38 protein-coding genes are annotated in these 26,028 nt (G+C 48.7%); 9 read left to right on the top strand and 29 right to left on the bottom strand.

Features of this window, described 5'->3' with window-relative positions; all coding sequences use genetic code 11:
* Position 1: 1 nt before the first annotated feature.
* From FKN08_RS21435 to FKN08_RS21295, 29 genes are all read right to left on the bottom strand, one after another.
* On the bottom strand, positions 2-1,399 hold the full coding sequence (locus FKN08_RS21435) for a hypothetical protein (protein ID WP_140366974.1): 1,398 nt from the start codon (positions 1,397-1,399) through the stop codon (positions 2-4).
* A complete protein-coding gene (locus tag FKN08_RS21430; RefSeq protein ID WP_140365111.1) occupies positions 1,396-1,743 on the bottom strand; it encodes a hypothetical protein in 348 nt (115 codons plus the stop codon). The genes FKN08_RS21435 and FKN08_RS21430 overlap by 4 nt, the downstream gene beginning before the upstream one ends.
* Positions 1,744-1,746: 3 nt before the next feature.
* Entirely contained in the window at positions 1,747-4,467 is a 2,721-nt protein-coding gene (locus FKN08_RS21425; RefSeq protein WP_164666998.1) for a hypothetical protein, read from the bottom strand.
* A gap of 128 nt (positions 4,468-4,595) precedes the next feature.
* Positions 4,596-5,417: a hypothetical protein gene (locus FKN08_RS21420; RefSeq protein WP_164666999.1), complete on the bottom strand. Its 822-nt coding sequence runs from the start codon at positions 5,415-5,417 to the stop codon at positions 4,596-4,598.
* Between the two features lie 2 nt (positions 5,418-5,419).
* On the bottom strand, positions 5,420-5,968 hold the full coding sequence (locus FKN08_RS21415; protein WP_140365114.1) for a phage tail protein: 549 nt from the start codon (positions 5,966-5,968) through the stop codon (positions 5,420-5,422).
* Positions 5,969-5,978: 10 nt separating this feature from the next.
* Positions 5,979-6,536, bottom strand: a complete 558-nt coding sequence (locus FKN08_RS23690; RefSeq protein ID WP_205521426.1) for a hypothetical protein — start codon at positions 6,534-6,536, stop codon at positions 5,979-5,981.
* 65 nt (positions 6,537-6,601) lie between these two features.
* Positions 6,602-7,099, bottom strand: coding sequence for a baseplate protein (locus FKN08_RS21405; protein ID WP_164667000.1), 498 nt, complete (start codon positions 7,097-7,099; stop codon positions 6,602-6,604).
* A 12-nt stretch (positions 7,100-7,111) separates the two neighbouring features.
* Entirely contained in the window at positions 7,112-7,720 is a 609-nt protein-coding gene (locus tag FKN08_RS21400; RefSeq protein ID WP_140365116.1) for a hypothetical protein, read from the bottom strand.
* Positions 7,721-7,726: 6 nt separating this feature from the next.
* Positions 7,727-8,416: a hypothetical protein gene (locus FKN08_RS21395; protein ID WP_170892845.1), complete on the bottom strand. Its 690-nt coding sequence runs from the start codon at positions 8,414-8,416 to the stop codon at positions 7,727-7,729.
* An 11-nt stretch (positions 8,417-8,427) separates the two neighbouring features.
* Complete coding sequence (locus FKN08_RS21390) at positions 8,428-10,017, bottom strand: hypothetical protein (RefSeq protein ID WP_164667002.1); 1,590 nt, start codon at positions 10,015-10,017, stop codon at positions 8,428-8,430.
* A complete protein-coding gene (locus tag FKN08_RS21385; protein ID WP_140365119.1) occupies positions 10,017-10,433 on the bottom strand; it encodes a DNA-directed RNA polymerase subunit alpha C-terminal domain-containing protein in 417 nt (138 codons plus the stop codon). The genes FKN08_RS21390 and FKN08_RS21385 overlap by 1 nt, the downstream gene beginning before the upstream one ends.
* Positions 10,434-10,483: 50 nt before the next feature.
* Positions 10,484-12,145 (bottom strand): hypothetical protein, encoded by a 1,662-nt coding sequence (locus FKN08_RS21380; RefSeq protein ID WP_164667003.1) that lies wholly within the window; start codon positions 12,143-12,145, stop codon positions 10,484-10,486.
* 297 nt (positions 12,146-12,442) lie between these two features.
* Positions 12,443-12,787, bottom strand: a complete 345-nt coding sequence (locus tag FKN08_RS21375) for a hypothetical protein (protein WP_164667004.1) — start codon at positions 12,785-12,787, stop codon at positions 12,443-12,445.
* Between the two features lie 16 nt (positions 12,788-12,803).
* Positions 12,804-13,340 carry a glycosyl hydrolase 108 family protein gene (locus FKN08_RS21370; RefSeq protein ID WP_164667005.1) on the bottom strand — a complete coding sequence of 179 codons (537 nt, stop codon included), beginning with the start codon at positions 13,338-13,340 and terminating at the stop codon, positions 12,804-12,806.
* 200 nt (positions 13,341-13,540) lie between these two features.
* Positions 13,541-13,828: a hypothetical protein gene (locus tag FKN08_RS21365; protein ID WP_164667006.1), complete on the bottom strand. Its 288-nt coding sequence runs from the start codon at positions 13,826-13,828 to the stop codon at positions 13,541-13,543.
* Between the two features lie 52 nt (positions 13,829-13,880).
* On the bottom strand, positions 13,881-14,648 hold the full coding sequence (locus FKN08_RS21360; RefSeq protein ID WP_164667007.1) for a hypothetical protein: 768 nt from the start codon (positions 14,646-14,648) through the stop codon (positions 13,881-13,883).
* An 8-nt stretch (positions 14,649-14,656) separates the two neighbouring features.
* Positions 14,657-14,941 carry a PAAR domain-containing protein gene (locus FKN08_RS21355; RefSeq protein WP_164667008.1) on the bottom strand — a complete coding sequence of 95 codons (285 nt, stop codon included), beginning with the start codon at positions 14,939-14,941 and terminating at the stop codon, positions 14,657-14,659.
* Between the two features lie 8 nt (positions 14,942-14,949).
* Entirely contained in the window at positions 14,950-15,690 is a 741-nt protein-coding gene (locus FKN08_RS21350; protein ID WP_164667009.1) for a phage baseplate assembly protein V, read from the bottom strand.
* The gene (locus tag FKN08_RS21345) at positions 15,687-16,673 is read right to left on the bottom strand and encodes a hypothetical protein (protein ID WP_170892844.1); all 987 of its coding nucleotides are present in this window, start codon (positions 16,671-16,673) and stop codon (positions 15,687-15,689) included. The genes FKN08_RS21350 and FKN08_RS21345 overlap by 4 nt, the downstream gene beginning before the upstream one ends.
* Entirely contained in the window at positions 16,666-17,433 is a 768-nt protein-coding gene (locus tag FKN08_RS21340) for a hypothetical protein (protein ID WP_164667011.1), read from the bottom strand. Before FKN08_RS21340 ends, FKN08_RS21345 begins: the two co-directional genes overlap by 8 nt.
* A 4-nt stretch (positions 17,434-17,437) precedes the next feature.
* Positions 17,438-17,968 (bottom strand): hypothetical protein, encoded by a 531-nt coding sequence (locus FKN08_RS21335; RefSeq protein ID WP_140365129.1) that lies wholly within the window; start codon positions 17,966-17,968, stop codon positions 17,438-17,440.
* A gap of 54 nt (positions 17,969-18,022) precedes the next feature.
* Complete coding sequence (locus FKN08_RS21330) at positions 18,023-18,340, bottom strand: DUF4406 domain-containing protein (protein ID WP_164667012.1); 318 nt, start codon at positions 18,338-18,340, stop codon at positions 18,023-18,025.
* Positions 18,340-18,954, bottom strand: coding sequence for a hypothetical protein (locus tag FKN08_RS21325; RefSeq protein WP_164667013.1), 615 nt, complete (start codon positions 18,952-18,954; stop codon positions 18,340-18,342). The genes FKN08_RS21330 and FKN08_RS21325 overlap by 1 nt, the downstream gene beginning before the upstream one ends.
* A 2-nt stretch (positions 18,955-18,956) precedes the next feature.
* Entirely contained in the window at positions 18,957-20,102 is a 1,146-nt protein-coding gene (locus FKN08_RS21320) for a phage tail protein (protein WP_164667014.1), read from the bottom strand.
* A 2-nt stretch (positions 20,103-20,104) separates the two neighbouring features.
* Positions 20,105-20,425: a baseplate protein gene (locus FKN08_RS21315; RefSeq protein WP_140365133.1), complete on the bottom strand. Its 321-nt coding sequence runs from the start codon at positions 20,423-20,425 to the stop codon at positions 20,105-20,107.
* The gene (locus FKN08_RS21310) at positions 20,418-21,065 is read right to left on the bottom strand and encodes a hypothetical protein (RefSeq protein ID WP_164667015.1); all 648 of its coding nucleotides are present in this window, start codon (positions 21,063-21,065) and stop codon (positions 20,418-20,420) included. Before FKN08_RS21310 ends, FKN08_RS21315 begins: the two co-directional genes overlap by 8 nt.
* A 119-nt stretch (positions 21,066-21,184) precedes the next feature.
* Positions 21,185-21,847 (bottom strand): Ref family recombination enhancement nuclease, encoded by a 663-nt coding sequence (locus FKN08_RS21305; RefSeq protein ID WP_164667016.1) that lies wholly within the window; start codon positions 21,845-21,847, stop codon positions 21,185-21,187.
* A 138-nt stretch (positions 21,848-21,985) separates the two neighbouring features.
* The gene (locus tag FKN08_RS21300; RefSeq protein ID WP_140365136.1) at positions 21,986-22,534 is read right to left on the bottom strand and encodes a PadR family transcriptional regulator; all 549 of its coding nucleotides are present in this window, start codon (positions 22,532-22,534) and stop codon (positions 21,986-21,988) included.
* Positions 22,535-22,556: 22 nt separating this feature from the next.
* A complete protein-coding gene (locus tag FKN08_RS21295; protein WP_140365137.1) occupies positions 22,557-23,018 on the bottom strand; it encodes a hypothetical protein in 462 nt (153 codons plus the stop codon).
* 445 nt (positions 23,019-23,463) lie between these two features.
* On the opposite strand from FKN08_RS21295, the gene FKN08_RS21290 reads away from it, so the two are divergent.
* The 9 genes from FKN08_RS21290 to FKN08_RS21250 all read left to right on the top strand — a co-directional run bounded on the left by FKN08_RS21290 (position 23,464) and on the right by FKN08_RS21250 (position 25,995).
* On the top strand, positions 23,464-23,628 hold the full coding sequence (locus tag FKN08_RS21290; protein WP_164667017.1) for a hypothetical protein: 165 nt from the start codon (positions 23,464-23,466) through the stop codon (positions 23,626-23,628).
* A complete protein-coding gene (locus tag FKN08_RS21285) occupies positions 23,628-23,822 on the top strand; it encodes a hypothetical protein (RefSeq protein WP_140365138.1) in 195 nt (64 codons plus the stop codon). Before FKN08_RS21290 ends, FKN08_RS21285 begins: the two co-directional genes overlap by 1 nt.
* On the top strand, positions 23,819-24,331 hold the full coding sequence (locus tag FKN08_RS21280) for a DUF4262 domain-containing protein (RefSeq protein WP_164667018.1): 513 nt from the start codon (positions 23,819-23,821) through the stop codon (positions 24,329-24,331). Before FKN08_RS21285 ends, FKN08_RS21280 begins: the two co-directional genes overlap by 4 nt.
* A gap of 14 nt (positions 24,332-24,345) precedes the next feature.
* Entirely contained in the window at positions 24,346-24,651 is a 306-nt protein-coding gene (locus FKN08_RS21275; protein WP_338115537.1) for a DUF6283 family protein, read from the top strand.
* Positions 24,629-24,805 carry a hypothetical protein gene (locus FKN08_RS21270; protein ID WP_164667019.1) on the top strand — a complete coding sequence of 59 codons (177 nt, stop codon included), beginning with the start codon at positions 24,629-24,631 and terminating at the stop codon, positions 24,803-24,805. Before FKN08_RS21275 ends, FKN08_RS21270 begins: the two co-directional genes overlap by 23 nt.
* 3 nt (positions 24,806-24,808) lie before the next feature.
* Positions 24,809-24,976: a hypothetical protein gene (locus tag FKN08_RS21265; RefSeq protein ID WP_170892843.1), complete on the top strand. Its 168-nt coding sequence runs from the start codon at positions 24,809-24,811 to the stop codon at positions 24,974-24,976.
* A gap of 108 nt (positions 24,977-25,084) precedes the next feature.
* The gene (locus FKN08_RS21260) at positions 25,085-25,384 is read left to right on the top strand and encodes a type II toxin-antitoxin system RelE/ParE family toxin (RefSeq protein WP_140365141.1); all 300 of its coding nucleotides are present in this window, start codon (positions 25,085-25,087) and stop codon (positions 25,382-25,384) included.
* 79 nt (positions 25,385-25,463) lie between these two features.
* Positions 25,464-25,766: an addiction module antidote protein gene (locus FKN08_RS21255; protein WP_140365142.1), complete on the top strand. Its 303-nt coding sequence runs from the start codon at positions 25,464-25,466 to the stop codon at positions 25,764-25,766.
* A gap of 61 nt (positions 25,767-25,827) precedes the next feature.
* Positions 25,828-25,995, top strand: coding sequence for a hypothetical protein (locus tag FKN08_RS21250; RefSeq protein WP_164667020.1), 168 nt, complete (start codon positions 25,828-25,830; stop codon positions 25,993-25,995).
* The last annotated feature ends 33 nt before the right edge of the window (positions 25,996-26,028 follow it).

Raw genomic sequence — 26,028 nt, 5'->3', positions numbered from 1 at the left:
CTTAAACCTCTGGATAGGTAAGTGTTACTGTGGACCCTTTAATGTCGATGTATTGGTAAGTATCTATCGGCACGCTCTCTAAAATGCCCTGAGCGTCGACGTTAAACTGATAAATACCGTTATCTGAGGCAACCTTGTTAATCGCCTCCCAAATATCTTTGAGGTGCACGCTGGATTCTTTTTTAACGTCCTTCCCGTACAGACTATCAAGCGCATTCATAATCGCCTGTTCGCCGTCTGACAGGTTAAAACCGTCATGCACTTTACCAGTTACCGCCACTGTGATTGGCGCATCTTTTCGCATTGCCATATGATAGGTTTCGTTGTATGCCTCTTTACCTTTAAACAGAGCTAAGATCTCTTCACCTAACAATTCATCTGATTTCGCTGAAGAGTAAGCACAAATAAAAATCTTGTTGATGTTGTTTAGGTCTTTCACTCCCGTTAGCTTTTCTTGGCCTTGCTCGCCCCACACTTCAACCCAAACCAGATTTGCAATATTGGCCTTGATGTAGGCTTTGTAATCGCCATCCCAAACGACTTGATTGTCGTAAATGGATGAGTACAGCGCACCATTACGGATTGACTCGATATCTTCAGGCTCTTCCCCTCCGGTGATCTGCGTTGACGTCACTAACGCCAATTCAGACGAGCCAAAACGTAGCCCCTGATTTTCATCAATCACGAGCTTTTGGTTATCCAGTAGCGTTGTTTCGCCGTCAGTCAGCCACAAATCAATCTCGATGGTGGAACCTGCGTCTGGCGCTTTGCCGTTGATGTTGTTACCAAAACGGATCGCGTATTGGTCGGTCGACTTATAGGTTTCCATGTAAACCTTAGATTCGCCCGTTGTGTTTCGGAATTTGAAAGACTCGGCCCACTCTTCCCCGTTAACGCGCACGACCATTTTGTGCAGCTGGTCGGTGTACTCAATCGGCACCACGACGGTTAGCCAGTTCTCTTCTGTTTCTACAACGTAGGTCAGCGTTTCAATGCTGATTTGCGACACGTTAAGCTCAACACTCGCGCCCGGACCAATATCAATATTGTCGGTTATGGTGTATTTCACTTGGTTGGACGCTGAACACTGCAACAATGAAGGCGATGTGATCCGCGCATCCGTTAGGTTGGTGGCTAATACCTTACCCGTTGAAGGACTCGACTTTCTGCCAATATGCCCGCGACTCTCTGCCCCTGCTAAAATCGCCGTTCGTGTGGTTGCGGTCGCAATGTATGAGTTTTGAAGTGCTCGAGCGGCGGCTTGCTCACAACGACTGACCACTTGAGCCATAAACAAAGCTAAGTAAGAAACAAACTGCGAACCAATGAATCGCTGCCACCAAGAAGACTTTCTTAACGCCGCATCAATCGTATTGCGGATTTCATTAACAGTGCTCATAAACGGATTTCCTGTTTTAGTTCTGTGGCCACGCCACTAAGTGAGATTCGAATGCTCCAACGGTCCATTTCAACGGGTTCAACTCGTATCGAGCTAATTGCCGCATCAGCAATGTCTTGCGGTAAGTTCATCGCGATATGGCTTTCTATCGCCGCTGCGGTATCGCCGTTTAATGGATTGTGTCGGTATTGAGATAGACGGTTTCCCCATTGAGGCGCACCCCACACTTGACCTTGTGGCGTATCGAGCCATTCAGCGACACGGGCAAGCTTGGCATTGCCACCCGTGAACGTTTCCACCCCGTCAATGGTGGCGGTCATTTTGTAGTAAATTTCATCTGCCATCGGTTACTCCAAGTCGGCGCTTTGACGCTGTAACGAGCGGTCATTAAAGTTGTTTGGAATGCTGCCAGTACCAGGATTATTTGTTGCAGCTGGCTTTGGTCCTCTTCCCTTCTGAATCGCTGGCGAGGCTTGCACGACGGTCGTTGTGGACGTTTCCGAGTTGGCTTTCTTAATGCCCTTGGCCAAGTCTTCAACGCTCTTTTTGTCCAACTGAATGACATTTGGCTTGCCGCTTTTTTGCAGTTCCTTTTGAGCCAGTTCTGCGTAAACAGAGCTAGCCGATTGGTTACTGCTCACCTTGCTCACGCTGCTGGTGGTTTGTGCCGAACCCACGGATTGCATTGACTCAAGCGACTCCAACTCTTTAACACTGGTCGCGTTGTCGCTAGAGTTACTGACGGCTTGATCAGATACATATTCTTTGGTGCTGGTGGCTTTACTTTCTTTGGAACCGGTTACTGGATTACCGATTGCAGAAACAGTGGCAACTTGCATCCCATCGACGCGCATCTGATTAGCGGGAACGACGTCAGTTTTCGAGGCTGTAGCGTTGCTCGCTTGCTCTTGAGCTTTTTGCTTGGCCAGCTCTTCAGCTTTGGCCAATGGCACACCCTGAGCCACCAGCTGATCAACGTCACTTTGATATGAGGTGGCGCTCTCACTTGAGTTGGCACTGGTAACGCTCGATGCTGACGTTTGACTTTCGTTTGAGCTGGTAACACTCTCGCTCGACGTCGATGTTTGCTTGTCACTTGACGACTTGCCCGTAAACAATTCGTAAATGCCCTTGGCAATATCACCCGCCTCAAAAGTCAGTGCGTCTTTGGCTCCATCAAACCCAAGCGCTCCAAGTGCGTCACCTGCCAGCCCTGCGGCACCAGACACAAGCCCGCCCATATCGAGCAATGATCCTGCGGCCATTGCTGCTTTCTGCCCGGTCGTCGCCTCTTCCCCTTCTTTGAGGTTGAAGGTTTCTTTCTGCGCTTCCTTGTCCGTGAACCCACTGTAAGCGTCATACGCTGCCAGCATTGGCGCGAGCAATGGGATTGCTTTACCTGCACCTTTGGCCAGCGTTGAAACACCTTTAAAAGCCGTTCCCGCCATCGACATACCGCCAGCGGCAATACCTGCGCCCTTCTTCCCGGTCGCGTTTAACACGGACTTAAATCGAGACGCTTTTTCTGGTCGGCCTATGCTGACTTTGCTTGATGCGCGTTCTTTGCCAAATAAACCACCACGACGGCCACCACGACCTTTACGCCCGCGCCCCTCAAACAATGAACCGATATCCGACAGCTCGGATAACAGGCCTGTACTCTCTCCCTTGGTGTTAGAGCTAATGTCATCCAACAGGCTTATGATTTCTGCATTCGATTCCTTTTGCTCTTGCGTTTGCTCTTGGATGAGTTCGCGCTGGTTCTCTTGTGAGGACTGTCGTTTGGTTTCAGCCAGTAGTGACGACGTTTGTGTCGTTGAGCTTTGTTTGTCGACCGTGTTCGCCACCACGGATGATGAGGAAGCATTGTTACTGGTACTAACGCGCTCGGTTAACGTGTCACGCCCATTCACCCCACCTAGCAATGATCCAAAACTCTCAAAGAATCGGCTCTTTCTGGTTTCCAGACGGCTTAAGTTGGCGTTTTGTTGGCTGCTTTTTGACGATTCACGCGATGCGGTTTCACTAATCGTATTGGTAACACTCGCCGGGCCGCTAGATTGCTCCAACAAGGCGCTAGATTGACTCGCCGTGTCGGTTTGCTCTGAGCTGGTAAAGGCTTCTTGTGCTTCCTTGTCTTTGCTGAAGAATTTCGCAAAGGAAAACGCTTTGTTTGATTGCCATTGCTCTTTTAAGTCGCTGGTTTTTTCCTTGAGGTTGTCTGCCCCTTCTAGGATGTTCTCACCGACGGTGTACAACTCTTTTGCTGCATAGAACCAAGATCCACCCGCAGCGGCCCCGGCTGCATCGGCCGCATCGTTATTTGCGGTATCATGGCCAATGTCCACGGCGGTCCTAAAGGTACCCACAACTCGAGCAAGCGCTGACGTTTGCTTTTCGGTTTCACGTTCCTTGGCAATGTCTTCCGCTGTTTTCTGGTACCGGGCGTTTTCTTCCTTGCTGGCATAGGTGCCATTGGCGCGACGCAAGCGGCCTTTCTCATCTTTCCAGAAATCCTCAAACTCGCTCAAACCGTCTCTAATGGCTTTTTCAATGTTCGAGGTGTCTGACTCTGGCGCATCCACGTTTACGCTAACAGCTGGAAGCTCTGGCGCATTTTGCTTGCTTTGCTGGACCTGTGTCGCCGCCGAGACAGGTAACTCCCGCTTTTCTACCGATTCAGCCTCTTTTGGTTGTTGCTGCATGAGCTCCAACCCGGTTGATGGCATTGGTAGTGTTGTATCGAGCGCTTCCGTTTGTTTGAGGCTTTCAGTTTCCTCTTGTGCTGGTGGCTTTTGCTTTTTGGCCAGCTGCGCGGTTACTTCGCCCGGTCGCTTTTTTGCTGCCGTTCGTCGCACTGGTCGCTTTCGTTGTTTTGGCGCTGATTGTGGTGCGCTCACCTCTTCAGAGCTTGTCGTATGGCTTGGACTAATCAGCCCGCTCGATACAACAGGCGTATCGAGCTTTTTGCTGATTTCTGAGAGTATTTTTAGCTCTCGGTCACTGGCTTGCTTTATCGAGTCGACCACCAGCGACAAGTCGATATCATCGCGTTCGTTAATAGCCATTTTTGATCTTATCCTTCAGCGATTGGTCTAACTTAATAGCCAATCCTTCATAAGTGCCTAAGATGGCGTCGGCTGGTTGCCCGCCGTAAATCGTCATGTTCTCAATGAGGATTTGCCAACCTGCTTCGCTATAGCGTTGAAATGAAGTGGTCAGCCCGAAAGGGAACAAGCAATAGCTTGCTTTGGTCCTCCCCGTTCTCGATGGCCACACTGCAATTCTTATGATTGGCCACCAGCATGTATTGGCCGTTGGAATAACGAGTTAACAAGCCGTGTTGCTGCTTTCGAATGCCAATCTCGACATTGGCAAAGAAGGAACGAAACTCGGTATCGACCGCCATCTTGCGGATCTGCTCTACCTTGTATTTGTAAGCCTCTTGCTCATCTTTAGGCTGGTCCGGTAGCGTTACGTGGTGCGCGATTTGGCTAATCTTGAAATTGAACTGAGCTTGCTTGTGCTCTTTGGTACCTTCCGGGATTGTGCTAATACCCATGGCCATCGTCTCGAGGTGTTCGCACGCATTACCTTTTAGCGGGCGCACTTCAACCCCCTTCACGACACGACCGTCAATGCGGGCGTCAAACGTATGCGTCGGCAATTCGTTATGGGCCGTTGAGGTATCCGCTAAATCAATCGCGTTGATATCGACATAATGATCCTGCTGGCAATGCTCGCAGTGGTAGCTCACCGTGATATCTGGATACTCTCTTGTCGCAATGAATATCCACCACAAAGCGGTTCGGCGGTCTTCTCCGGTCCACTCTGCGGAGTCGAAAACCTTCCCGTCTTGCTTGGCGGTATCTTGCAGCTGGTTTAGGTACTGCGTTGTGTGCATTTCTTCTTGTTCGGGACTAAGGTCAGCGAACGACAAAGCATCATCAACGGTCGGTACCCGGAAATGAATGACTTTCGAAATGTTAGATGGCAAAGGAAATGGTGGGACTTGCATTGTTAAAACACCTTCTTACCTACAGAGCTGAATTTCTGGAAAACTAATGGGAATGAAGCCACGGTGTTCACTTCCTCGCGCGACCAAGTAATGTCGCCTTTCTTGGTTGGAAACACTTGATAGGACTTCAGCAACTTTTTGGTGCCATCGGAGCTAATGGTGAACATGCGTATTTCAAACACGTATTCATAAGGAAGGTTGATGGTGCCGTCTTTGTTTTTGACGAGAGCGAGGCGCTTATCAAACCACTCATTCATCACTAGCGAGTCTTCATCACGCACGGTCATAGTGATCTCACCGACGCTTGATGTTGTTGGGAGCGCAATACCCCCGGAACCTATGACTTTTACGTCGCTATCTACAGAGCCCGCACCAAACGAAACGTCCTTGACGTAGATATCAACGTCGTTTGGGGCGTCTGGTGCAACGATCTCGATGGACCATTGCCAACCCTGTAGCCAAGGCCGGGAAAAATAATCCGATACCACCTTCTTGGCGACCTTCATGTATGGCGATGAATTACCACCACCATAGGTACGATAACTACTCACACTGGCCTCTCTAGATGGTGATCATTGGAATCATGGCTTGTGAGCTTTTGATTTTTTCCTCGAGCTCGGTACGTCTCGCTGCTAGGTCGGCCTCTGTCGGGATATCACTCGCATCGAGCTTGCCCGCTACCGAGACGCGACGTAGGCGGTCGCTGTTAGGCGACATAATTAACAGCTCTAGGTAATCGCTAATCAGCGTTACGCAGCTGGCTGGTAGCTCAATCGTTGTGTAATCCGCATCGCGTAGATTTTCTAAGTAGAGCAACGTCAGCGGAAACTCTTCACTGCCACTTAAATCAAGCTCTAACTGGCTCCCCCACACCTCGGCGCTGACATAGCGGCCCGCTTTATCTTTGATAGTGACTCGCGTCATGAAGCGCTCGGGTAGCGAGTACGTACCGCCTTTTGCGTCCAGTTCGTCAATGCGAGCTTTGGCCATGAACCCGGCTAAGTCTTGGTATTTACCAATGGCTTTCTTCAACAGAGCGTTAAGCGCGGCTGGCTCGTTGTGAAGCAGCATAGGGAAGCGCCCGACAACAGATTCCAGTAGTTCGGCTGGCTTGGTCATTTCATACCTCACATAAAAAAATGGCGTGCCGAAACACGCCGAGATACACACCTACTCGTGTTGGATTAGAGATCAACCCAGTTGTAGGCAATCGTGATAGCTGGCTTAACCAGTGCCGCCGTATCTTCTGTTGACAGGTCAATCGGATCAGAACGCAGTTTGCAGTGAAGCAGACGGAATTTGTGAGCGTCAGGCGCTTTGCCTTCTAAGGATTCCGGTGTCATTTGAATCTTGACGGTTAGGTATTTTTTATCGCGCACAACCTCACGCAACATGCCAATGATCGGGCCTTGTAGGGTTTCTACACACGTCACCGCGATCTCACCTTTGTTTTCCAATGGACCTTGCTGATTGACGCCTAAACCCATAGGGCCGAAATCTTCCACATCGGCACGACCCATGCCCGGAATTTGCGTAGAACGCACACGCACGGTAACTTCCGGGTACTCTTCGATGGTCATTTCGAACTCGGTCGCCATGGACTTTTCGCCCGCCGCGATGTTTTTGTTGAACTTTGACTTGAGGAAAGCCATGTTTCCTGCTGCGTCGTTAAATCCAGCCATATTTATATACCTTTAGAAAAAGTAGTTAGTAATTTGAGACTTATTAATCATGTTTTTAGGTGAAGCGGTCAGAGTCACCGTGTTGTAGGCGTAGTCGCCTATCTTTGTTTTGGGTGCATTCAGATCGAAACTGACGTCACTAATGCGCATTGGTGAAATAAACTTGCGCCCAATATTGAACACCGCCGCCATTGGCACTCGACCCCCTACCGAATCGGTAGATATTGGCGAGGTATTCAGTAGTTCCGGGCTTGCCATCTGCATTAGATATTGGATCGGCAAATCGACTTCTTGAGACGCATTGGAGTACGCCACCAGCAACAATTGAATCGTGACTTCAGGCGGTTCAATGCCTTCCCACACTTGCTGGCTGTTCCATTGGGTTTTTGACGTCTTTTCAGTTTGCGCTTGGACAATGGACGCCCCTTTGTCGATCACGCCCGCATTACCTACGGTGTCACCTTCAAAGGGACTTTCCCAAAGCGACGTCAAAGATAGGGTGCACTCTTCAGTGAGATAACCAACGACGGTAACGTCTGCGCCACCTATGGACTGAGTGATACGGCACTTCAGAAAGTCTGAAATGCCGTCGTCACTTGGTACACCGCAAATGACCGCCATACGCTATTACATGCCGCGAGATTTACGCGCACGCATAGACTTCTTGCGTGCTGCTCGCGCTGCGCTGCTGTTTGACTTGCGACGCGCTTTCTGCAGTGCTGCTTTTTGTGCTGCACTCATGCGACGTTTGCGCTTGCGCTTCTTTACATAAGTCACTTCGCCATCGCGAATAACTTTCTTCATTGACTCCATCATTACGGATTCGCGCACGGCAAAATCGGCAATAGCTTCGTCACTGTCGACGTCAGAAAGTGCGCTTTCTAGTGCTTCATACACACGCTCGGCTGCGTCGTCGTCTTCGCCCATAAGAGCAACGTCGGCACCGTCTACACCTGAGAATGTCGCCATGAACTCGGAGGCAAACTTGGTCAACTGCTCGTACTGCTCGTTTTGGATATCGTCCAGTTCGGCTTCTTCGTCAGAATCACCGCCTTCGACCATGCCAAACAGTAAAGCGTCTAGCTCTTCATAGTCGGCGTCGCCACCTTCTACCCACTGCACCACGGCTGCGGCTGCATCTTGACGCGCTTGGCTGGTGGCCATTGCTGATACAGACTCAAAAAGCGCATCTTTTGTCTCTACAGACTCAAAGAATGCTTGCTCTGTGATTGGCTGAACTTCAGGCTCTTGCTTTACCTGTGGAATTCGGAATGGGCGGTCTAGCAAACCGCCCTCTTGGAAAATAGATTTACTCATTGCTTGTTACCTTATTGCACTAAGATAGGCTCACCAGAGAATCGACGGCCTGAACCAGTTGGACAGATAGACCAAATCACTTTCCAGTGGTCGATTGACACTTGAGTCACTTCAAACTTGTAGGATTCGGTACCATCTACTTCCGGGTTACGTGGCGTAACGAGCGCACCAATGGAGTCATAAGCATCCAGAATGTCGCCCATGCCATCGTTTAAGCCGTCGAAAGTAATGCCGTCAGGATTGTGTTTGATGCGGTTGGCCAGAGAATTAAACTCGCGTGAGATTGCATCGGTAACAGATACCGCTTGCTCAAAACGCAGATAGTTCTCTTGCGCTGCTGACGTTAGAGAGTCGTCAATAAACAGCACGCCTGATTCGTCTTTCGATACCTTGTTCAAGCGAGCTTTGTACATCGCTTCATAGTCAGGCTTACCCGCTCCTTTCATTGGCGCTAGGTTGGTACGAGAGATCGTTGCGCGGTCCACACCTGCCGCCGTGTAGTGCCAGCCCGGAGTTGGCGAGTTACGTGACAAGCCTTTTGCTTTCGCCGCAAACGCAATACCAGATAGACCCCAAACCGTTTTGTTTTGGTAAGTTGGACACTTGGCTGTGTATGGGAAGTGGTAGTACGACGCACGATGCTCATTCAGGTTTAAACCCTGCTTCGCTGTTAGTGCTTCTTCAAACGTCAGGCGTGGATCGAGGTCAAAGAAACAGCCCACACGTTTAGCGTTAGCGATAGCGATGAGATCTTTTTGTACGTCAGTGTCATAGATACCGAACGCATCAATGTGATTGAATGACACGGTCGTCGTATCAATGAGCTCAATAGCCTTCGCAAAGTCTGCGGTCGTAATATCTTTGATGCTGCCATTGCTGGCACCTGTGAATGGCGAGTCCAGAACTTCACTGAAAACAAACGCCGCTTCAGAGGTAACAGAGGCATCAACAACACACTCAAGGTAGTCAGACTTACTTTCTAGAACGGTTTCAACGTAAGCTGGCGAGCCCATAGAGTCTGTTGCTTCAGGATGGAATGAAACAATCCACTCTTCTAACACGACTTCTGAACCTGCATCGTTCGACTCTTTGAGCACGATTGAGTACATGCCCGCACCGTATACTGCTGCATCTGCTGACTTGATAGAGACTGTGCGTTTATCAGAGTTTGCGCCGTCTTTGATGGCCAGAGCAAAGAACTCGTTATCCGCTAGAGATAGCTCGGTGCTGTAGTTGATCGCTTCTTTTACTGAAGTAACAGCATCATCGACGCCTTTTGTGAACTTGATTGCCGGGTAAGTGGCCGTTGCCGGGACGACGCGCACCACGTAGCCTGAACCACCTTTAAGCGCTTCATCCAGAACACGACGACCGTCAGCGTTTGGACCAAAGCTCGAGTGATACGCTTTGCCTAGAACACTATCAACGTTACCGCTTGTTACGGCGATCACTTCATTAGGTCGGCCCTTCTGAGCGATAATAGGCGTGATAAACGTTAGGGCGTTACTGGCTGCGCCACTTGCTACCGTTGCATCTGCATTGATAGGCGCAACAGCGGTACCCGACACGTTACCCATTTGAAATGAGATACTTTGAGTCATTATTCACCTTCTTTTAGTGTGAGGCCAATGGCATTAAGAGCCGCTACAATTTCATTCAGGCCCGCTTCAGCAATGCCTTTAACGGCAATGACGTCTTCTGAAGTCATTTCAGTTAACTGGCTGATTTCAGTGATCTGCGCGGTTTGAAGCGCTTTGTTTACCGAGGCACTAAGCTCAAGCTCGGCCACCAGCGTCAAAGTGTCCTTTTGAGGTGCGTTTTCTGCTTCAGGCTCTTGCGATTGTTGAGTTTCTTCACCTTCCACAACCTTGTATTTCAGGATGTTTGGATAAAGGAGCTTTAGCTCGTTAAACAGCGATTCAGAGACAGGGATGTCCTTCGCGTATGGCGGGATAACCAAGCCTTTGATGCTGCGCTGAATGAAAGAATGGTTAGAGACGAGGTATTGCTTTTTCATGGTTACTCCTGAAAAGGGCGACGTTCGTCGCCCTATCCGTTCTCATCTAGTTATGCCGCTTGTGCTGCTGGCTTTTCGTCGATGATGTTGAGGCGGTAGAAGTATTCCTCGCCTTGGTATGGGTGAACTTCGCCGTAGGCCAGTTCGTAAAGCGTGTTACGCGCTCGCATGTTTGCGCCGATTGGGTGCGTGTACATGGTTGCTGCGATTGCATCGCCCGCTACGTAACCTGCTTCTGAGTGAGAGGCACCACGGCCATAACAAATGATTTCGCCCGCATCGAGTACGATTGGCGCTTGGTAAACTTTCCATACACCGAACAGACGGCCAGCGTAGTGAATGCTGTTTGATTCGCGGTAGTTCGCTGGTGGGATGAAGTGAGGTGCACCGAGCGACTTAAGAATGGTTGCAGCGTAAGAGCCCGCAAACATACCCGTCATGCCCGTTACTTTTGTATCTGCAAGGATCTTCTGAGAAATGCTTAGCAGCACTTCGTGTAGACGCTCGCGCTTCATGCGCCAATCTTCACCGTCAGGCGTGTAAATGTTGAATGTCTCTTCTTTGTAAGTGACAAACTTCATGTCTGTTAGGTGACGTTGTGACTTTTCAGCCGCCAGCGTGTTACGCATGTGGCTCATCTGCATTGACTTGATATCAGTGTTGAATTCACGCTGCATCGTGAAAATCGCCTGAATCGTCGCGTCAGCTGCTACTACGTTTTGACTTGGGTGAATCGTCTGAGAGTCCATGTCGTGATCGATTACCGGGATAAGCTCCGGTTTCGACTCGATATCAACTTCGAATTCAACGTGAAGCTCTACGTTTTCAGGCAGTGCCGACGTTGGCGCAACCGTCACTTTGCCCGCCGAACGGTCAATATTTACGTTGATTGTGTATTCCGTTGACTCAATCAGTGCCTTACCAACCAGCGTGGTTTGACCGCTTGCTGATTCGCGTGCAATGCGTTTACGGTTAACCCATAGAGACACAGAGCCTTTCTTGAATGGAATTGGGATAGAGGTGTTTGGAAGATCCGTTGCACTGTTGAACACGAATGACGTTTTCGTGCCGTCTGGACGTTGCCCCGCTACGAATGGGTAACGCTGCTTCATTGAGGTGTAATGGCCAACCGTTGTCTGGTCGATTTCATCACCTTTCTTGTAGCCACCAAAGTCAGAACCCGCACGACGGTAAACCTTGAAGATCTCCGCTTCGTTCGCACCAGCCGGGATCAAGGTTACAGCGTCAAGTGTTGCTGTCTCTAGAAGAACAGGCAGCACTAGACCAACCATTTTTGCGCGGATTTCTACGCCCGTTGATTCTGATAGCGATTGGCCGATAGATTCCAGCATCATTGCGCCATTTGAGCCGTTCGCTGAACGACCTTCTAGCAGCATCATATTGCTTACTGTTTTGTAAGCTGACGCCATGATCTCATCGCGTGGCAGTTCGCCGTGAGTTTGCTCATAGTTACGTACTGCGCTTTGCATTGCCGTAACGACGCCCACTTTAGCCTCGTCAGACATTTGCACGCTTTCAAACATTGGTTCGTTAGCGATAGCGGTACGGATACCGCCCATACGCGCTGCATCGTCAGCTAAGAAAGCATTTGTTTCAGGATCGAATTGTGACTCGATGCTGAGGTTTCTCATGCGGCTTGCAAAATTGGCAATTGAGCCAATACGCTCTTGAAAACTTTCTTTTACACTCATTAAATAACCCTTTATTGAGAATGTTATTAGGAATTTAAAACCCGCATGATTGCGGCGAAATGTATCCAACTCTCGATATTAGAAGGTTTAAAAATGAATTAGAACCACGCCTAAAGGTGATATAACTAGTTGTATATTAAGGTTTATTTATCGTTTGGTGGTGTTTTGTTGTCAGGTAATGATTTTTGAGCAATAAAGCCATGAAGTGACTTAAATTAGATAGGAATAAGGGAGGGAATTAATGCTGGATATTTTTTTTAAACAAAATGATGGTTAAGACGGCGGGGAGCGCGTCTATTAAGCTGCGCCACCAGTTAGCAGAAACATGGCTTTCTCGAGTAGCTCGGCCATATCAATTGCTGAAGGTGGTAGGCTTAAACCAAAACCAATGAGCACATCACGGACCACACCGGAGTAAACCAAGTTGATAGCAAGCGCCCAAATTAACGAACCTCGCGCCGTTCGTGCCACTGCGGATTGACTTGCTTGGTTAAGCTTGGCCATCGCTTGCGACCACTGAAGACGCTCTTCGTCGCTGGTAAATAACTTGTCTGCCAAAGTGGAGACGTCATTAATGGTTTTTGTTACTGAATCAACGCCCGCCACTTTAAACAGGCCAAGCAGTTCAGAAAAAAAGCTCATCACTTTTCCTTATTGGTTATTGAGTTAATACCGGTTCGGTATTGTCTTCTGCGGCATACAGTAGGTTGTTTGCCACTCGGTTACTCCAACCACGACCGAACTCATCGAATGAATCAATCTTGGCCATGAAGAACAGGCGGTACGCAGCAAAGCGCAATAGCTTGTCGTTCTCTGACATTGCTTTCGCCGCTTTCATCGTATTACGGCCCGCAATGCCATCGTCTTTTGTTTTCACGGTACGTTGGAAAATCTTTGTCGCGTTATACATGCCATGGTGGTAGGCCGCGTCCATCATTTGGAACTGCATCGCATCGCAAAAATGATGAATACCAAGCGCTTTGTAGAAGTCGCGGTAAACGATCTCTTTACACTCTGTTCGCGTCAGGTTGGCAATGTCTAAATCCGGGTAAGACATAGCAGACACGCCATACTTCGAGCCTTTCAGCTCGCCCACACCTACAATGCCACTGGTCCAGTTGCCGCGATCTTTCGGATTTAGAGATAAGCCACCCTCATGACCCATAATTCGGTCAAACAGCTTGTCAAAGCCCATCTTTGTCACTCCTTAATGCTAGTTAAAACATTTTGGTTAAGAAAAAATTGTACATATTAGGAATTTTTGATAAATTTATTTCTCTACATAGACATAGACATAGATAGTAAAACTATCTTTTTATTTATATCTGCACTATTCCAATTGACTTTGCTCAAGCCGCTCTTTATTGAGCGGCTTTTTTTTATTCTTTTTTGAGACTAACAAGCCTTTACAGAAAGGTTGGTTTCTTTCTCAATCATTCGAACCTGACGCTCAATCACCGCCAAACCACAACGAATTGAGCTTGTGATCTCCCCTTTATTCAAGAAGTAAATCTCACCGTGTTCTCGATGCACTTCATCAAACGCAATGGAAAACGTCTTGGAATGAAAGTAGAACACGCCCGGTTTTGCGCTCTTTTTGATTACCCCAACAGACGGCCCGTTAAAGCTCAAAAACAACGCCACCAGCGCCATGAACAAAGCGACCGCCAAATAAAGCTCCATTATTACCTATCTCTTACTGACTGCTGTAAAAGTGGCATTGTAACAGAACTGATTAGGAATGTTTGAACACTTCTCTTGTTGCCGGGCCGATATCTTCGCGATCAACTTGATTGTTGGCAATCGTGAATGCCACCGCCTTTTGGAACCAATCCAATGCAGTTGCGCGGCTGCTGGTGGCATCTTTCACCATGCCATCAATGACCGCCGCCGTTGCTTGCACCTTACCGACCTCGAGATCGAGCGTATACGCTAGCGACAAACAGGCCTGTTTTTGCTGGCTAGTAAGTGGTACCGGGTTTCGCTTTGACGTCTCACTTCCATCTGGACCCACAACAACGATCTCATCTGGCCACACTGACGCATTGATTTCAGTCATGAGCGCTTGCACGGCGTTTATATGCGTTTTGACGGCATTAATTGCCACTTCTAGTGCTAACAACTCGGCTTTGCTGGTGATCGGTAACACCGACGGCCACAGCGTATCATTTGGCACCCCTTCGACAATTCGGTACACCTTTGCCCCTTGGGACACTTGTTCTAAATCGGTTGGCTCGCTGGCAAGAGAGATGAACTCATTCCATCCGGGAAGCACGGAAGCGGCATAACCAAGCTCGTTAGAGAGTGCTTGGATGGCATCAGGAAGACGCTGAACACCATCGGCGGCATAATCGGCCTCTTGCTCTACTGTTGCTGCGTATGACGCACTGAGTGCGCCTGACAGAGATAGTAACGCCATCCCTTTTGTTAAGTTCTCCGCTTTACTGAGCCCGCCCGCTTGCTGGAAGGCAATGAAACTATCAATTTTATCTTCTGTAATCATGGCTATTCTCAATCAATCGTAAATAAATCTTGCCCGGATACCACGACGGCCCCGCACGCCATCGGATCCCCAACAAGCGCTAAAGGCACCTCGTTCACCGTGAGCAAGCTTGAGCCGGCAATCACGCCCACATGAGGTGGGTTATTTGGCTTTACGTGCATCACGCTAATGTCTGACGTTTTCGACAGTGGCACCCCGTTCACGGTAAAAAGTGGCTCCCCGGTAACAACACTACCGGGGCTAAATCCATCATGGCCAGAATCAACCGAACCTACTTGACATACTGCTGGCATATTTCCCCTTACCCAAGTTTCCAAGGTGCTGCGGCTGCGGTTACGGCAAAGTTACCCGCTGCGGTTAGATTGACGTTACCACCAGCCACCAGATTCAAATCACCGCCCGACTCCACGGTCGCTGCACCATCAGATTTGATCGTGGCATCCCCTTTCACAACAATCGTCAAGCTCCCGTATTGCTCGCTCTTGTTACCCGTTGCGCTTTGAAAAGCGTCTCCCTCTGTATGGATCACCATTTGCCCGGATTCCGTCACTTCAATTGCGGTCCCGGTCGCCTTATGTGTGAGCGAGTAGCCACCCTTTTCGGTTCGATGCTCACGCAGACCAAAACGATCATAGAGATAGTCCTTGCGCGTGTACGCTGGTGGCACGGGTTCACCTTTCGCCCGCTTTGGCTCATAGGCGGTCCCGTTTACCTCATCTGGCAAGTTAGATTGATAGTCGGGCGCATGGTAAAGACTCCCGGTAATGCGTGGGTATCGAGTATCCCCATTTCTTGGAAAATCGACCCACACATAATCCCCAACCTCGACAGGTATAACGTGACCGTTACTCGGCTTCGCCCCAATTGGCAAAAGGAATTCAGCCCATGGAAGATCGTCTGAATTGACCCCATCCCATAGGGCAAGTAAACGCACTTGTGCCAGGAATAAACCGTCGGGATGCTCAACGCCTGTCACTTCAGCTTGATAGCTCCCATGAAGACGGTTAGTGACATTAGATCGGCCCTGCAATCTCTCACTCATTTGTTCACCTCCCCAAGCTCTACCCGACAGAGATACCGGTTCCCGTCTTCGTAATGCGTGACAGAGTTGATGAGCATCTTTTCTGGTAGCGCTTCATTGAGCTGGTCTTGTGGCATTTTCTTATGGAATAACACGGTACCCACCTGAAGCGGAGCCAGCTTTGAGTTACCCACCAGCTCTACATCCAATAATGGAATGATGGCGATATGCTGATTGTTAAGCGCCTTTCGTTGCTCAACACTCACTAACACCTTGGCACCACTAGAACCATTAACGGCGGTCTTCATGCCTTCCACGGTATCCCAACTCACGTATGACTTATTGAGCAAGCGCTGATCTAGGTACCGCTCACCTAACATCACGTACCGGGAAAAGCTGTAGTCGGCGTTTGGATTGCCGTACTCGATCTTAAAATCCTCGGCCATGGTTAAGCGCTTGAGCGCTTTAAAATAGACCGTTCCCCGCGAAATAAAGCACGCTGCGCCATAGTCTCTTGCCATCGAGCGAATGAGCCTTGCTGGTGGCACGCCCGGTAACAAGTGATAGGTACCACCCCGCTCGAACGTATCCGCATCCACCTTTAAGCCGGGTAACAACTGAGAGAGAATGTCTTTCGGCTGTTTCTGGCTGAAGAATCGAGGCTTGAGCGCTGGCTGTTTTAAGGCGTGCGTCGATTTGGCAAAGCCATTGATCACCAATAGCCCTTCTTTCGCTTCAGGCTTGGCCACAACAAACGTTTCTATCCAAATCTCATCACCTCGCCCGCCCGGTTCGGCAAAGGTGATCTCTAGCTCCTGTCCTTCCCCTAGGTTGTAGTCGTCTCGATACGTGCCCGCTTGGTCCATTAGCGTTAGGATGAGTTTGACCCCTTCCATACTGGCGTTCTCGATATAAGCGCACGATTGAACGTGAGGCATAAAGATATCCTCACCTTCTACCGTTACCTTTTGGACAAAGAAATACTCACGCTCTTGGTTACTCAATGAAATCCCCCTCCATCAAATCAACCACAATCGGCTTTTGTATGAGTTCTTCCGCTTCGTAGACCTCGGCAACCACTTCGACACTAAACGGCAACGCCATCACACGATTAGATTCAAAGTCGAATTCTTCCGGTTCCAGTGCGGCCTCTCGTCGCCCTTCGATGGATATCGACACATTGAGCGGCACGCCCGCCAGCATCGTTTTAGCCTGAAAGGTATGCTTTAACCCTTGCTTGGTGTGACGTATCCACATCATCATGCCAAGGGCGAGACGGTTTAACGTTGGTCGGTTCCATGCAACGGCCTTTACCGTGTAGATGAGCTTCACAAAGGATTTATTGATTTGGGCGTAGGCTTTGCCGTCTTCCTTTTTCAACTCGCCATACCCGGTAAGGTCGCTGTAATCCACACCGTTAGAAAAGGTAAAGCCCGGCTCTCGAGTAATGAGGACCGCTGGCAATAACTCATTGCGTGGAATGGCGTTTTCTCCTGCCGCTAACTTGGCCACCAGCTTACGCACGAACTGTTGTGTGTCTGGTGCGCTTCCCATGTAGATCTTTCGGTTGCTTGGCTGCTCGGCAAATCGGGCAAACTCTTTGTTTTCTCTGCGTTCGGTATCCGTGACCACTAAAGAGCTAACCACCGCCTTGAAGAATCCCGCGACGGCACGGTCAACATCCTCCAAGTCGGTGTGCTCAGTGAGGCCCGTATAGATATTCACGTTCTCATTGAGGACCAATGACTCTAACGGACTGCTCATTGGCTTATACCTCGGTATCGTCTAGCTGGTAGTATTTGCGGCCCTTGGTAACAACAATGCAGTTATCCGCTCGATGCAACGTAATGTCGTATCGGTGAAAGTTTTGCTGTACTGGACGCACATAAGCCTCAATTGGCTGGTTTTTCTGGTAAGTGTTGCGCTTTTTGGTACCACTGGCTTTACCACTGCGGTTGCCTTCGTGAATTTGAATCACCAGCGTTTCGAATGGGACGTGTGCCAGCTCTGCCAGCCCTTCATCAAGATTGGTCATTTGATTTAAAACGTTGGCACTAACGGCCACATCAACAACGCGCCCTTTCACCTGTTCGAGTGTCGTCAATGACGCTTCATCTTCGCTATCAGGAAGGAAGTGGATCACCTGCTTTTTCACGCCATCATGCTTAGTTAGCGCTTGTGTTTCGTATTCTGGCCAGCCTTGCGAGCGCACGTTAAGTACCGTCATGGCAATTGGCCAGCCGTTAACGAGGTTTGGAAGTTTTTGAATGCAATCTTCTACAGAGAAAGCCTTTTTCATGGTTGCCACCTTTAAATAGCGAGTGTGGCGTTCTCTTAAGCGGGGAGCTTGTTTTTAATGTAACTCATCAATCGGTAAGCACGGAATCTTAATCCGTTCGGCATAGACTTTTTCAGCCATTGCGCCTTTTGATTGTTTGTAACCATCGAGCAATACAACGCAATCTGACGCTCTGACCATGGCAAGACCAATATCCATATAGGCTTCATCCGTTAACCCAAGTGGAAGCGTGGCGGGATTCAATACCACATAGCCGTGAGCCTTAAGATCTTCGGCCACCTCGTTAAAGGCGGGATGATTGTATTGCTCGATGCCTGTCATTGGTCCAGAGATATACACGACGGCCTTTGCTCTTGGTTGCTCGTAATTCATTACAGGTACGTTACTCCGTTGTTTTCAATTAATTCGTCTGCTTCGTTACCGTCATTGGTGCTCGGTTGAACTTCCATTTCTGTATTGGCTTCTGGTTCGCCGCTGGTGGCCGTTTCGTTCTCTGTCGCGCTTGGCTCTGCCTCAAAGTTTCTCAACGGCACGCAAGCGTATAGGTTGCCGACGTTCGCCGTACCAAAACCAAGTGATTGCTGTACATACCAGAAAACCGTTCTTATCCCGTCTGCGGTTTCTTCGTCCCACTCCAATGCCGATCCCCGAGGCACGCTATCACTCGCAATACGCAGTAACAGCACGCCGTCACCTTCACCCAAGTTGGCGGTACCACTGTCTTGAACAAAGAACGTCTCCATTTCGTCGGGACACTCCAACACGGCGACCTTTTCATAATCGGCGTACTCCAAGGTTTCTTGGTTAACGTCAATGTCTGTAACCTGATCCTCTTCATAGTGACCGCCACCAGCATTGGGCGCACTTTCTATCGGTCGATAAAGGAACGCCTCGAACGAATCCGGGGAGAGTGCAATAGCAGTTTGCCAGTCCTTACGGATAGCGGCGTTTAGTGCTTCATGGCCATGAAATCTGGCCTTTCTCATCGTCATTTCAATAACCCTTTCAAACGTGACGGCGTGACATTTAATTGCTTGGCGTAATCGTTGATTGCTTGCGCCTTGGTTTTGCCTTGGGCCTTGTAGCCATCAGCAAACGAGTTAAAGCCAAACACGATCATGTCTTTCATTTGCGTTAACTGGTTTTGCTGCTTCCGTAGTCTTCGCGCTTGGCGTTTTACCTTGTCGCTAGTCTTGCCTTGTGCGGCGAGTTTACGGTCCAGTGCCTTTTGAGCTTTTTGGTACTTGGCAAAGTCTCTATCCGCTTTGTTGCGGTCGGTCTGCTTGCCTCGGTTCGCTCGGCGTATCTGCGCTTGCGTTTTCTCATCAATGAATTGTGTCCGGTTGTCACTGCCAAACCCTACCTTGTCGGCCTGTGTCTTCATCTGCTTCACAAGCTGCCTTTGTATGGATGGCGTTTGCATCATCCGGGTAGCACGTAGGATGTGTTTACAAGCGACGCCCGCGAGCTCCGGGTTTCGGATCTTCGGAAAAGAAAACTCAGCTGGTGGCTTGATTTGGTAGTTACCCATCGTGGCGATGTATCGGTACCAGTATTGATGACGCCCACAATCACAATCTATCGAGATACGACCCGCACAAGCAGCCTTTACCGCCTTGGCATAATCCCCGTCAGGCGGCGACGCCATGTAGTCGTCCCACTCTTCCAAGCGCACTTTGACCCGGTGATGCTGGTGCTTTGAGACTTGAGAGGCATCAACCGACATAATGAGCTCATTGCCTTTAACCCCTTTTAGGTTGGCCCACTGCACCCCGGTACCATCGTCCACCCGGTTGTTAGAGCGGTCGATATCCACTTGGCGGGAGTTCTTTACCAAAAACGCATACACAATCCCGGCGGTTCGGGAGTCGTACTTCTTGGCCACCCCTTTACGAGATTTGTCGAACGCTTCTAAATCGGACTTGGTAAAGCCCATGCCCTTTGCTTTCTCACCAAGCGCCTTAAGTGCTTTGCTGGTTGGATTGTTGAACGTTCCACGATTCAGCGTGCGCTTGGCATTGCGGCGGTTTTTCTTTTGCGCCTTTTCAATCTGGTTAAAAAGCTGGTTAAACTTCTTGGCCGTCAATCCCGACGAGTCGAACGCGCCATTATCTAGCTTCTCGAACTTAGGCATGGCTACAGCCTCAACTCATCCATGAATTGCCGCATGGTTCGTCTCACCCATGCTGAAGGCGGTAGATAGATCGTCTCTCCTACTGGTAGCGGCTCGGTGGCATCATCCAGATCGCAAATCAACATAATGAGCCAACCTAAATCTGCGCTACCGTAATGGCGGTAACTGATCAGGTCCGGGCGAAACTCTTCATCAATCTTGACGTCGTACTCGGCCAGATCACTGTCGGCACTACTGACGTAATCCAGCACAATCCGGTAATAGGACGAACGCAATATATCGTCTTGGATGTTTAAGTCAGACAGGCGAGGCAAATCACTCATGCTCACCTCTCAACGCTCTCTCAAGCGGATCCGTTGACAGCATGCGCTCGTTGGTTGCTTTGATGATGTTAGAAAAGCGATTCATTGGACTTTGTTGCTGGTGGCCAGAGCCTTGCCCCAACACATTCAGAAAGTCAGAAAAGCTCTGTGCATCTCCAAGAGAGGGATTAACAGCGGTGTATACCGTGAGTAGCAACGCCACGCTTTCAGGCTTGATAGAGTGCCAATCAATGCGATATTGGACCTTGCCGTCGTTACCTCTCACCTCGTTATAGAGGGTTTCTGATATTTCCATCATGCCACCAGCATTGGCCGGGAATGAGATGGACTGAAATTTCTTGAGGTTTTGGTATGTCTTCATCGCCTCAACAACAATCGGTGTACCTGAAGCGGATTCACCATCCAAACGGACCGCCCGGCCATGTTTGGCAAAGTTCGGCAACACTTCATCAACGATCACGATAAAGCCTTGGCGTCTTAATGCGTCCAAGCGTTTGTGCAGTGTCTTATTAAGCTCTTTAATGTTGCTCGGTAGGTTTTTGCATTCAACAATGTGGACCGCGCCATCTTGAACACCAGACAGCATGAGGCGTGCTTTTCCGGTGGAAAGCGTGACAACGGCAATGCGCTTACGGGACATGAGCATATCCTTTAGTGAGCGCGTATTTTCTAGGTTGGGGCGTGATTAGTTTAGCATCAAACCCCGCAAACACATCAACTTTTACTTGTGTTTGTGGGGAGTGATTAGGAATTTATGGGTTAATCAAAAAGACCGACAGGAACGCTTATCCCGGCCATCTCATAGCAGCGTAAAACAAGCGATTGTTGAGTACCGTGAATGGCTTCCCAAGCACGCTTACCTCCGACCGTTCCGCGAGCGTGTACGGGAATTAAGTCAGGATATTGCTCGATCACTGCTTTGTCAGCTGGCGTGTCGTGGTGATGCGCACAAAGCGGTAAGCCTCTCGCGTGTGCCAGTTCTTTAGTGCGGCCATCAATATGATGATACGAAATAACCGGGTTCTCTCTTCCCTGTAGATAGCAAGCAATGCAAGGTAGCTTACAAATTGCGTCCATAATGCGCTTTTCTTCAGCGGTTGGTGTTCTACCTTTCAAGCCTCGACTAGCCTTAGCTGGCTTTTTGCTTTGAACTGGCTTAATTCTGCGGCTGGTGGCCTTTGTGCGGGCCCGCTCGCGTGCTTCCTCCCGCTTTTTGGCGATTTGTGCCTGATATTCTGGCGATTTAGCCTTAGCTATCGCTCTGTCTTGCTGGCGCTTGGCGGTAGCCAGTGCCTTTTTCCGCTGCCTCTCTTTAAACTCGGGATCTTTCTGCTTGGCCAATTGGCGTGCAATGGCCCTATCTCTGGCCGCTTTTTGCGCCTCTTGAGCCTTTTTTCGCTTCTCTTCTATTGTCTTCGCCATAAAAACACCTTACTATTTTGGCCATCAATGTGTCGCTTTGCTCGCGCTCATTGGTGTGTAGTTGGTCATGGTCTTTGCTTGGGCCTGACCATTAAAGAAAGCCGTGATTCATTTCACGGCTTTTTTTATGCTTGCGATTTATCGTGCTGCGCTGGTGGTAAAGGCCAGTGCTTTAGTCGCAAACTCTAACTCTGACTGCCAATGCGAAAGGCTTCGCTCAAGCAGCAACTTGCCATAAGGTGTCGAATAAACAGTGTGCTCGTCTGCTAGTAGTTCTTTCGCCCATGTGATCTGACCGTTTAGTTTCTCTACCAACACCTCAAAGTAAGCCCAATTCCCAAGAGCAAGCTTACTGAGTGATTCGCAACGCTGCGGATCAAGCATGACGGCCTCGGGTATTTCATTTTTCAAGAAGTCGTAAAGCTCAAGCCCGGCATCTGCAATGCTGTAGTCTTTGCGATCTGGCTTGCCGTTCTGTGGTACATACGTCCATTTGGCCAGCTCAAGGTCGGCCAGTTTGTTAAGCTCTCGGTAAACCTGTTGATGGCTTGCAGCCCATACCGGGCCGAGAACTTGAGTCAAGGTGTAACCGGATAAGCCTTCCTTTGCTGTCGCCAATGTCGCTAAGATGATCTCTTGTAGCGGGGATAGTTCATTAGGATTTGATTTCTTGTGTTTCTTGTTCATTTGCTTGCTCGCTTGTGTGTAGTTAATACTGCTTGTGTATCTCGCCTGTAGTGGCATCAATGAAGCCATGACAGACAAACTCAGCCTCGCTTGAGTAGTGGATCATGCGACCCTTTAAGGCTTTCTTGTTTCGCGCATGCCAGTGTTCGTACCCGGCACTAAACGCATACTGGTTGTTGCTGTAGTCGGCGTAGTGCAGATCGTTACCTAACCTCGCCTCTCTGACGCCAGCCTCCCAACTTGATAGAAAATCATCTCTTTGGATAAGCTTTAACGCTTGCCTCTCATCATCAAAAACACCCACCAGCTCAATAAGGCCAACGAATTGCATTTTATCAATGACGGTTTTGTCAAAATAACCAATATAGATTTCATCGTTTGGGATAAGTTCTACCTGTGGCGGTGTTTCGTATTCCGTTCCGTCCATAGGCATTGCTTCCATAAGCTCGATAATCAAGCTCAACTGCTTTTTGGGGATTGCCATTCTTCTTAACGTTGCTCAGTGCGTTAATCATCTGTTTCGTGAACGCTGAAGAGAAAGAAAACTTACTCATAACCTGCTTAACGTTATGGTCGTTTATCTCGCTCAAAGCAGCTTTCGCGGCCTCTTCCTTTCCATAGTGCTCAGTGATTGAAATGTGGTTCACATGGCCATTCAGAAAAACAGTGAAGGTCAGTATTGCTCCCTTTCTCGTCACTTCTAACCAATGCCCTTTGTCATTCAAAGAGAACGTGTACTTTTTCATCAAATAATGCACTTTCTGTTAGGAATTACGGCGAAGCATATCAGCGAGAGGATCTTAGTTCAATCATTTATTAAATTTAATGAATGCAGATCATATCAGCTTGCAACAATACACTTAATGAATTAAATTTACCGCCGATAGTAAAAAGCTGTTAGTAATTTAATGAGAGAAGAGGAAATAGTTTTGGAAGGAATAATTGTCCACATATGGCACTGCGATAAAGATATGGCATCTATGACCAGTCCCGACCAAACCATTGAGTGTGCATCCCAACAAGAAGCAACCTTAGCCATAGCGGAAGCAAAAGGGAATGGTGGGTACGCAGAAAGAATGAAGGAAAATCATTAATGGAAGCGTATACGATTGAAACCTTTGCAAAAAAATACTTTGGCACGGTTGCAGCGTTTGCAGAACATATAAACCGTCCTGCTAATTCTTTGTACCGATTGAGCAAAAAAGGTGCGGTCGTCGTACTCAAAGGCGACCGCATCACCTTATTCAAAAACGGGGAAGTCCACTCACTCTCTGAAAAGGCCACATGATGACCCCATTAGACAAGTTAAAACGGAACGTGGAAGCGACGAACTTTCACCGACACAACATCCAAACCATCGGGATTAGCATCATCTCAGTTGGGGAACTTGGATTTTCTTACACGCTAGGTGCATCACAATCGGGTTTACCTGATCTTATTGCAACGAACGTCTCACAAGCCGCTGCCCTGCATATCTTCAACACCATCTTTCAGAGCTGGTTGAAAGAAGGCTACCGAGATGGCCGTATTACTGATCTATTTGAATCCCCTGAATCCGGTCGGGATATGGCAATTTACATCAAGCCTATCGAGTATAACGATCACCTTATCGACAACTACGTTACTCAAGCCTACAAATTCTACAGAATGTTACCGGAGTTCGTGAGCCCTAAGCATGGCATTCGATACGTGCAAGTGTTTGCCCCTGACAACCAAGGGAAGACGCAGTTTGAGGCGGGATTCAATATGCAGTATCACCAAATGCTGGTGGAAGAACCAATAGGCAACCTACAGTAAGGCCACTACACACCATGAACCGAATGAGCAACCTACCCCACGTTAAAAAGCCCTGCCGAGACTGTCCATTCAAAAAGGACGCTCTAAAAGGCTGGTTAGGACGGGAACGCATGACAGAGATACTAGAATCAGATCGATTCGTCTGTCACAAAAAGCGACACTTACAATGCGCTGGACACATGATTATTAGCGGAATGGACAATCAATTTGTTCGACTCGCTACCGCCTTGGGTATCTCTCTAGAACTAACAGGCCATGAGCTTGTCTTTAACACCAAACAGGAATGTATCGATCACCATGACCACAATCAAAAAGCGTAAGCACAAACTCGACGCGCATCGAGACAGGATCTTAAGCGGCCTAAAGCAAGGCAAGAAGAAGATCGATATATTGCGAGAAATTACCGTTATCACTGGCCAAAGCATTACGCCCCAAACGCTGCGTAACTGGCTTAAAGAGAATGGCGAGTCTTAGTCTATGGATATCGAGACAATCAAACGTGTAGCACCGGAGGGAGCCAAATATTGGAGCCCTGCCGTTGAGCAATACTTTTCTAGTAGCTTCATCAACTTATCGAGCGCTTTCAAAGGCCGATTCATTACGGTTGCACCGTCAGAACGTGCCGAACTCATCCCTTTATACTGATACACCACCAGCCTTTTTACCTAACAATGGTTGATTTTTGTCCACTTGAGCATTAAGGTGTAAATTGTAGCTTGAAAGCTACGTAGCTTTTAAGCTACTATACTTGGTATGAACTTTACCGTTCTACGCACTAAAGTCTTTAGTGACTGGCTGACGAATCAAAAAGATCGTCAGGCGCGAGGTTCAATCGCCGCGCGCGTGCAAAGACTAACCCGAGGATTGACTGGCGATGTGAAGCCCGTAGGAAACGGAATCAGCGAACTACGAATTCACATTGGCAAGGGTTACAGAGTCTATTACAAACTACGTGGTAATGAAGTCATTGTGCTTCTATGTGGTGGAGATAAGAAGACTCAATCAAAGGACATTGAAAAAGCGAAAGAGCTTGCAAAAGAACTTGATTTGTAATCATACCGAAAAGCCAGCTAACCACTGGCTTTATCTTCAACCTCGGATTAAATACTATTTATTGGGAGATACTATAACCATGTCAAAAAACACAGCCATGCTCGCAGAGTTCGACCCTGCCGAGTATCTAGATAGCCCTGAATCAATTCAGGCGTATATCAACGAGGCTGTTGAAACTGGTGATGCAGCCTTTATCAGCGAGTCTCTAGGCGTCGTTGCAAGAGCACAAGGCATGACAGATCTTGCCGCTCAAACAGGATTGTCTCGCGAGACTTTATACCGAACTCTAAGTTCCAAAGGAAATCCAAACCTTAAAACATTGCTATCTATCGTCACAGCTCTTGGTTTATCCTTTAGCTTCACGACTAAACAGCATGCATAAGCCCCTAGCCTAGTGCAAGGGCAAAAAGAAAAAGCCCCGGCCTTAGCGTTGGGGTTTTTTTATGAACAAACCGAAAGGGAGAAGCATGAACATTCAAGCTCTAAAAACCCTATCAAATGAAATTCACACAGCGATGCCTTTTGCTTCAAGAACCCAACTCGAAGCGGCATCGAAGCTTTCGGCTTTGTTGCTTAAATCGATGGAACTAAATCAAGAAGCTACGATCTGATCGGCTACACCCATCAATCGTCGTAGTCTCATG

The sequence above is a fragment of the Vibrio sp. 1-2 (7-a) genome (assembly GCF_013048515.1).
GTDB lineage: Bacteria > Pseudomonadota > Gammaproteobacteria > Enterobacterales > Vibrionaceae > Vibrio > Vibrio diabolicus.
Note: the sequence above shows the minus strand (reverse complement) of the source record. Positions and strands in the feature narration are given on the sequence as shown.

Bases quoted from the DNA above. Each gene is read 5' to 3' on its own strand.
- FKN08_RS21435 (WP_140366974.1), bottom strand. From the start codon at position 1,399: ATGAGCACTGTTAATGAAATCCGCAATACGATTGATGCGGCGTTAAGA.
- FKN08_RS21430 (WP_140365111.1), bottom strand. From the start codon at position 1,743: ATGGCAGATGAAATTTACTACAAAATGACCGCCACCATTGACGGGGTG.
- FKN08_RS21425 (WP_164666998.1), bottom strand. From the start codon at position 4,467: ATGGCTATTAACGAACGCGATGATATCGACTTGTCGCTGGTGGTCGAC.
- FKN08_RS21420 (WP_164666999.1), bottom strand. From the start codon at position 5,417: ATGCAAGTCCCACCATTTCCTTTGCCATCTAACATTTCGAAAGTCATT.
- FKN08_RS23690 (WP_205521426.1), bottom strand. From the start codon at position 6,536: ATGACCAAGCCAGCCGAACTACTGGAATCTGTTGTCGGGCGCTTCCCT.
- FKN08_RS21405 (WP_164667000.1), bottom strand. From the start codon at position 7,099: ATGGCTGGATTTAACGACGCAGCAGGAAACATGGCTTTCCTCAAGTCA.
- FKN08_RS21400 (WP_140365116.1), bottom strand. From the start codon at position 7,720: ATGGCGGTCATTTGCGGTGTACCAAGTGACGACGGCATTTCAGACTTT.
- FKN08_RS21395 (WP_170892845.1), bottom strand. From the start codon at position 8,416: ATGAGTAAATCTATTTTCCAAGAGGGCGGTTTGCTAGACCGCCCATTC.
- FKN08_RS21390 (WP_164667002.1), bottom strand. From the start codon at position 10,017: ATGACTCAAAGTATCTCATTTCAAATGGGTAACGTGTCGGGTACCGCT.
- FKN08_RS21385 (WP_140365119.1), bottom strand. From the start codon at position 10,433: ATGAAAAAGCAATACCTCGTCTCTAACCATTCTTTCATTCAGCGCAGC.
- FKN08_RS21380 (WP_164667003.1), bottom strand. From the start codon at position 12,145: ATGAGTGTAAAAGAAAGTTTTCAAGAGCGTATTGGCTCAATTGCCAAT.
- FKN08_RS21375 (WP_164667004.1), bottom strand. From the start codon at position 12,787: ATGAGCTTTTTTTCTGAACTGCTTGGCCTGTTTAAAGTGGCGGGCGTT.
- FKN08_RS21370 (WP_164667005.1), bottom strand. From the start codon at position 13,340: ATGGGCTTTGACAAGCTGTTTGACCGAATTATGGGTCATGAGGGTGGC.
- FKN08_RS21365 (WP_164667006.1), bottom strand. From the start codon at position 13,828: ATGGAGCTTTATTTGGCGGTCGCTTTGTTCATGGCGCTGGTGGCGTTG.
- FKN08_RS21360 (WP_164667007.1), bottom strand. From the start codon at position 14,648: ATGATTACAGAAGATAAAATTGATAGTTTCATTGCCTTCCAGCAAGCG.
- FKN08_RS21355 (WP_164667008.1), bottom strand. From the start codon at position 14,941: ATGCCAGCAGTATGTCAAGTAGGTTCGGTTGATTCTGGCCATGATGGA.
- FKN08_RS21350 (WP_164667009.1), bottom strand. From the start codon at position 15,690: ATGAGTGAGAGATTGCAGGGCCGATCTAATGTCACTAACCGTCTTCAT.
- FKN08_RS21340 (WP_164667011.1), bottom strand. From the start codon at position 17,433: ATGAGCAGTCCGTTAGAGTCATTGGTCCTCAATGAGAACGTGAATATC.
- FKN08_RS21335 (WP_140365129.1), bottom strand. From the start codon at position 17,968: ATGAAAAAGGCTTTCTCTGTAGAAGATTGCATTCAAAAACTTCCAAAC.
- FKN08_RS21330 (WP_164667012.1), bottom strand. From the start codon at position 18,340: ATGAATTACGAGCAACCAAGAGCAAAGGCCGTCGTGTATATCTCTGGA.
- FKN08_RS21325 (WP_164667013.1), bottom strand. From the start codon at position 18,954: ATGAGAAAGGCCAGATTTCATGGCCATGAAGCACTAAACGCCGCTATC.
- FKN08_RS21320 (WP_164667014.1), bottom strand. From the start codon at position 20,102: ATGCCTAAGTTCGAGAAGCTAGATAATGGCGCGTTCGACTCGTCGGGA.
- FKN08_RS21315 (WP_140365133.1), bottom strand. From the start codon at position 20,425: ATGAGTGATTTGCCTCGCCTGTCTGACTTAAACATCCAAGACGATATA.
- FKN08_RS21310 (WP_164667015.1), bottom strand. From the start codon at position 21,065: ATGTCCCGTAAGCGCATTGCCGTTGTCACGCTTTCCACCGGAAAAGCA.
- FKN08_RS21305 (WP_164667016.1), bottom strand. From the start codon at position 21,847: ATGGCGAAGACAATAGAAGAGAAGCGAAAAAAGGCTCAAGAGGCGCAA.
- FKN08_RS21300 (WP_140365136.1), bottom strand. From the start codon at position 22,534: ATGAACAAGAAACACAAGAAATCAAATCCTAATGAACTATCCCCGCTA.
- FKN08_RS21295 (WP_140365137.1), bottom strand. From the start codon at position 23,018: ATGGCAATCCCCAAAAAGCAGTTGAGCTTGATTATCGAGCTTATGGAA.
- FKN08_RS21285 (WP_140365138.1), top strand. From the start codon at position 23,628: ATGGAAGCGTATACGATTGAAACCTTTGCAAAAAAATACTTTGGCACG.
- FKN08_RS21280 (WP_164667018.1), top strand. From the start codon at position 23,819: ATGATGACCCCATTAGACAAGTTAAAACGGAACGTGGAAGCGACGAAC.
- FKN08_RS21275 (WP_338115537.1), top strand. From the start codon at position 24,346: ATGAACCGAATGAGCAACCTACCCCACGTTAAAAAGCCCTGCCGAGAC.
- FKN08_RS21270 (WP_164667019.1), top strand. From the start codon at position 24,629: ATGACCACAATCAAAAAGCGTAAGCACAAACTCGACGCGCATCGAGAC.
- FKN08_RS21265 (WP_170892843.1), top strand. From the start codon at position 24,809: ATGGATATCGAGACAATCAAACGTGTAGCACCGGAGGGAGCCAAATAT.
- FKN08_RS21260 (WP_140365141.1), top strand. From the start codon at position 25,085: ATGAACTTTACCGTTCTACGCACTAAAGTCTTTAGTGACTGGCTGACG.
- FKN08_RS21255 (WP_140365142.1), top strand. From the start codon at position 25,464: ATGTCAAAAAACACAGCCATGCTCGCAGAGTTCGACCCTGCCGAGTAT.
- FKN08_RS21250 (WP_164667020.1), top strand. From the start codon at position 25,828: ATGAACAAACCGAAAGGGAGAAGCATGAACATTCAAGCTCTAAAAACC.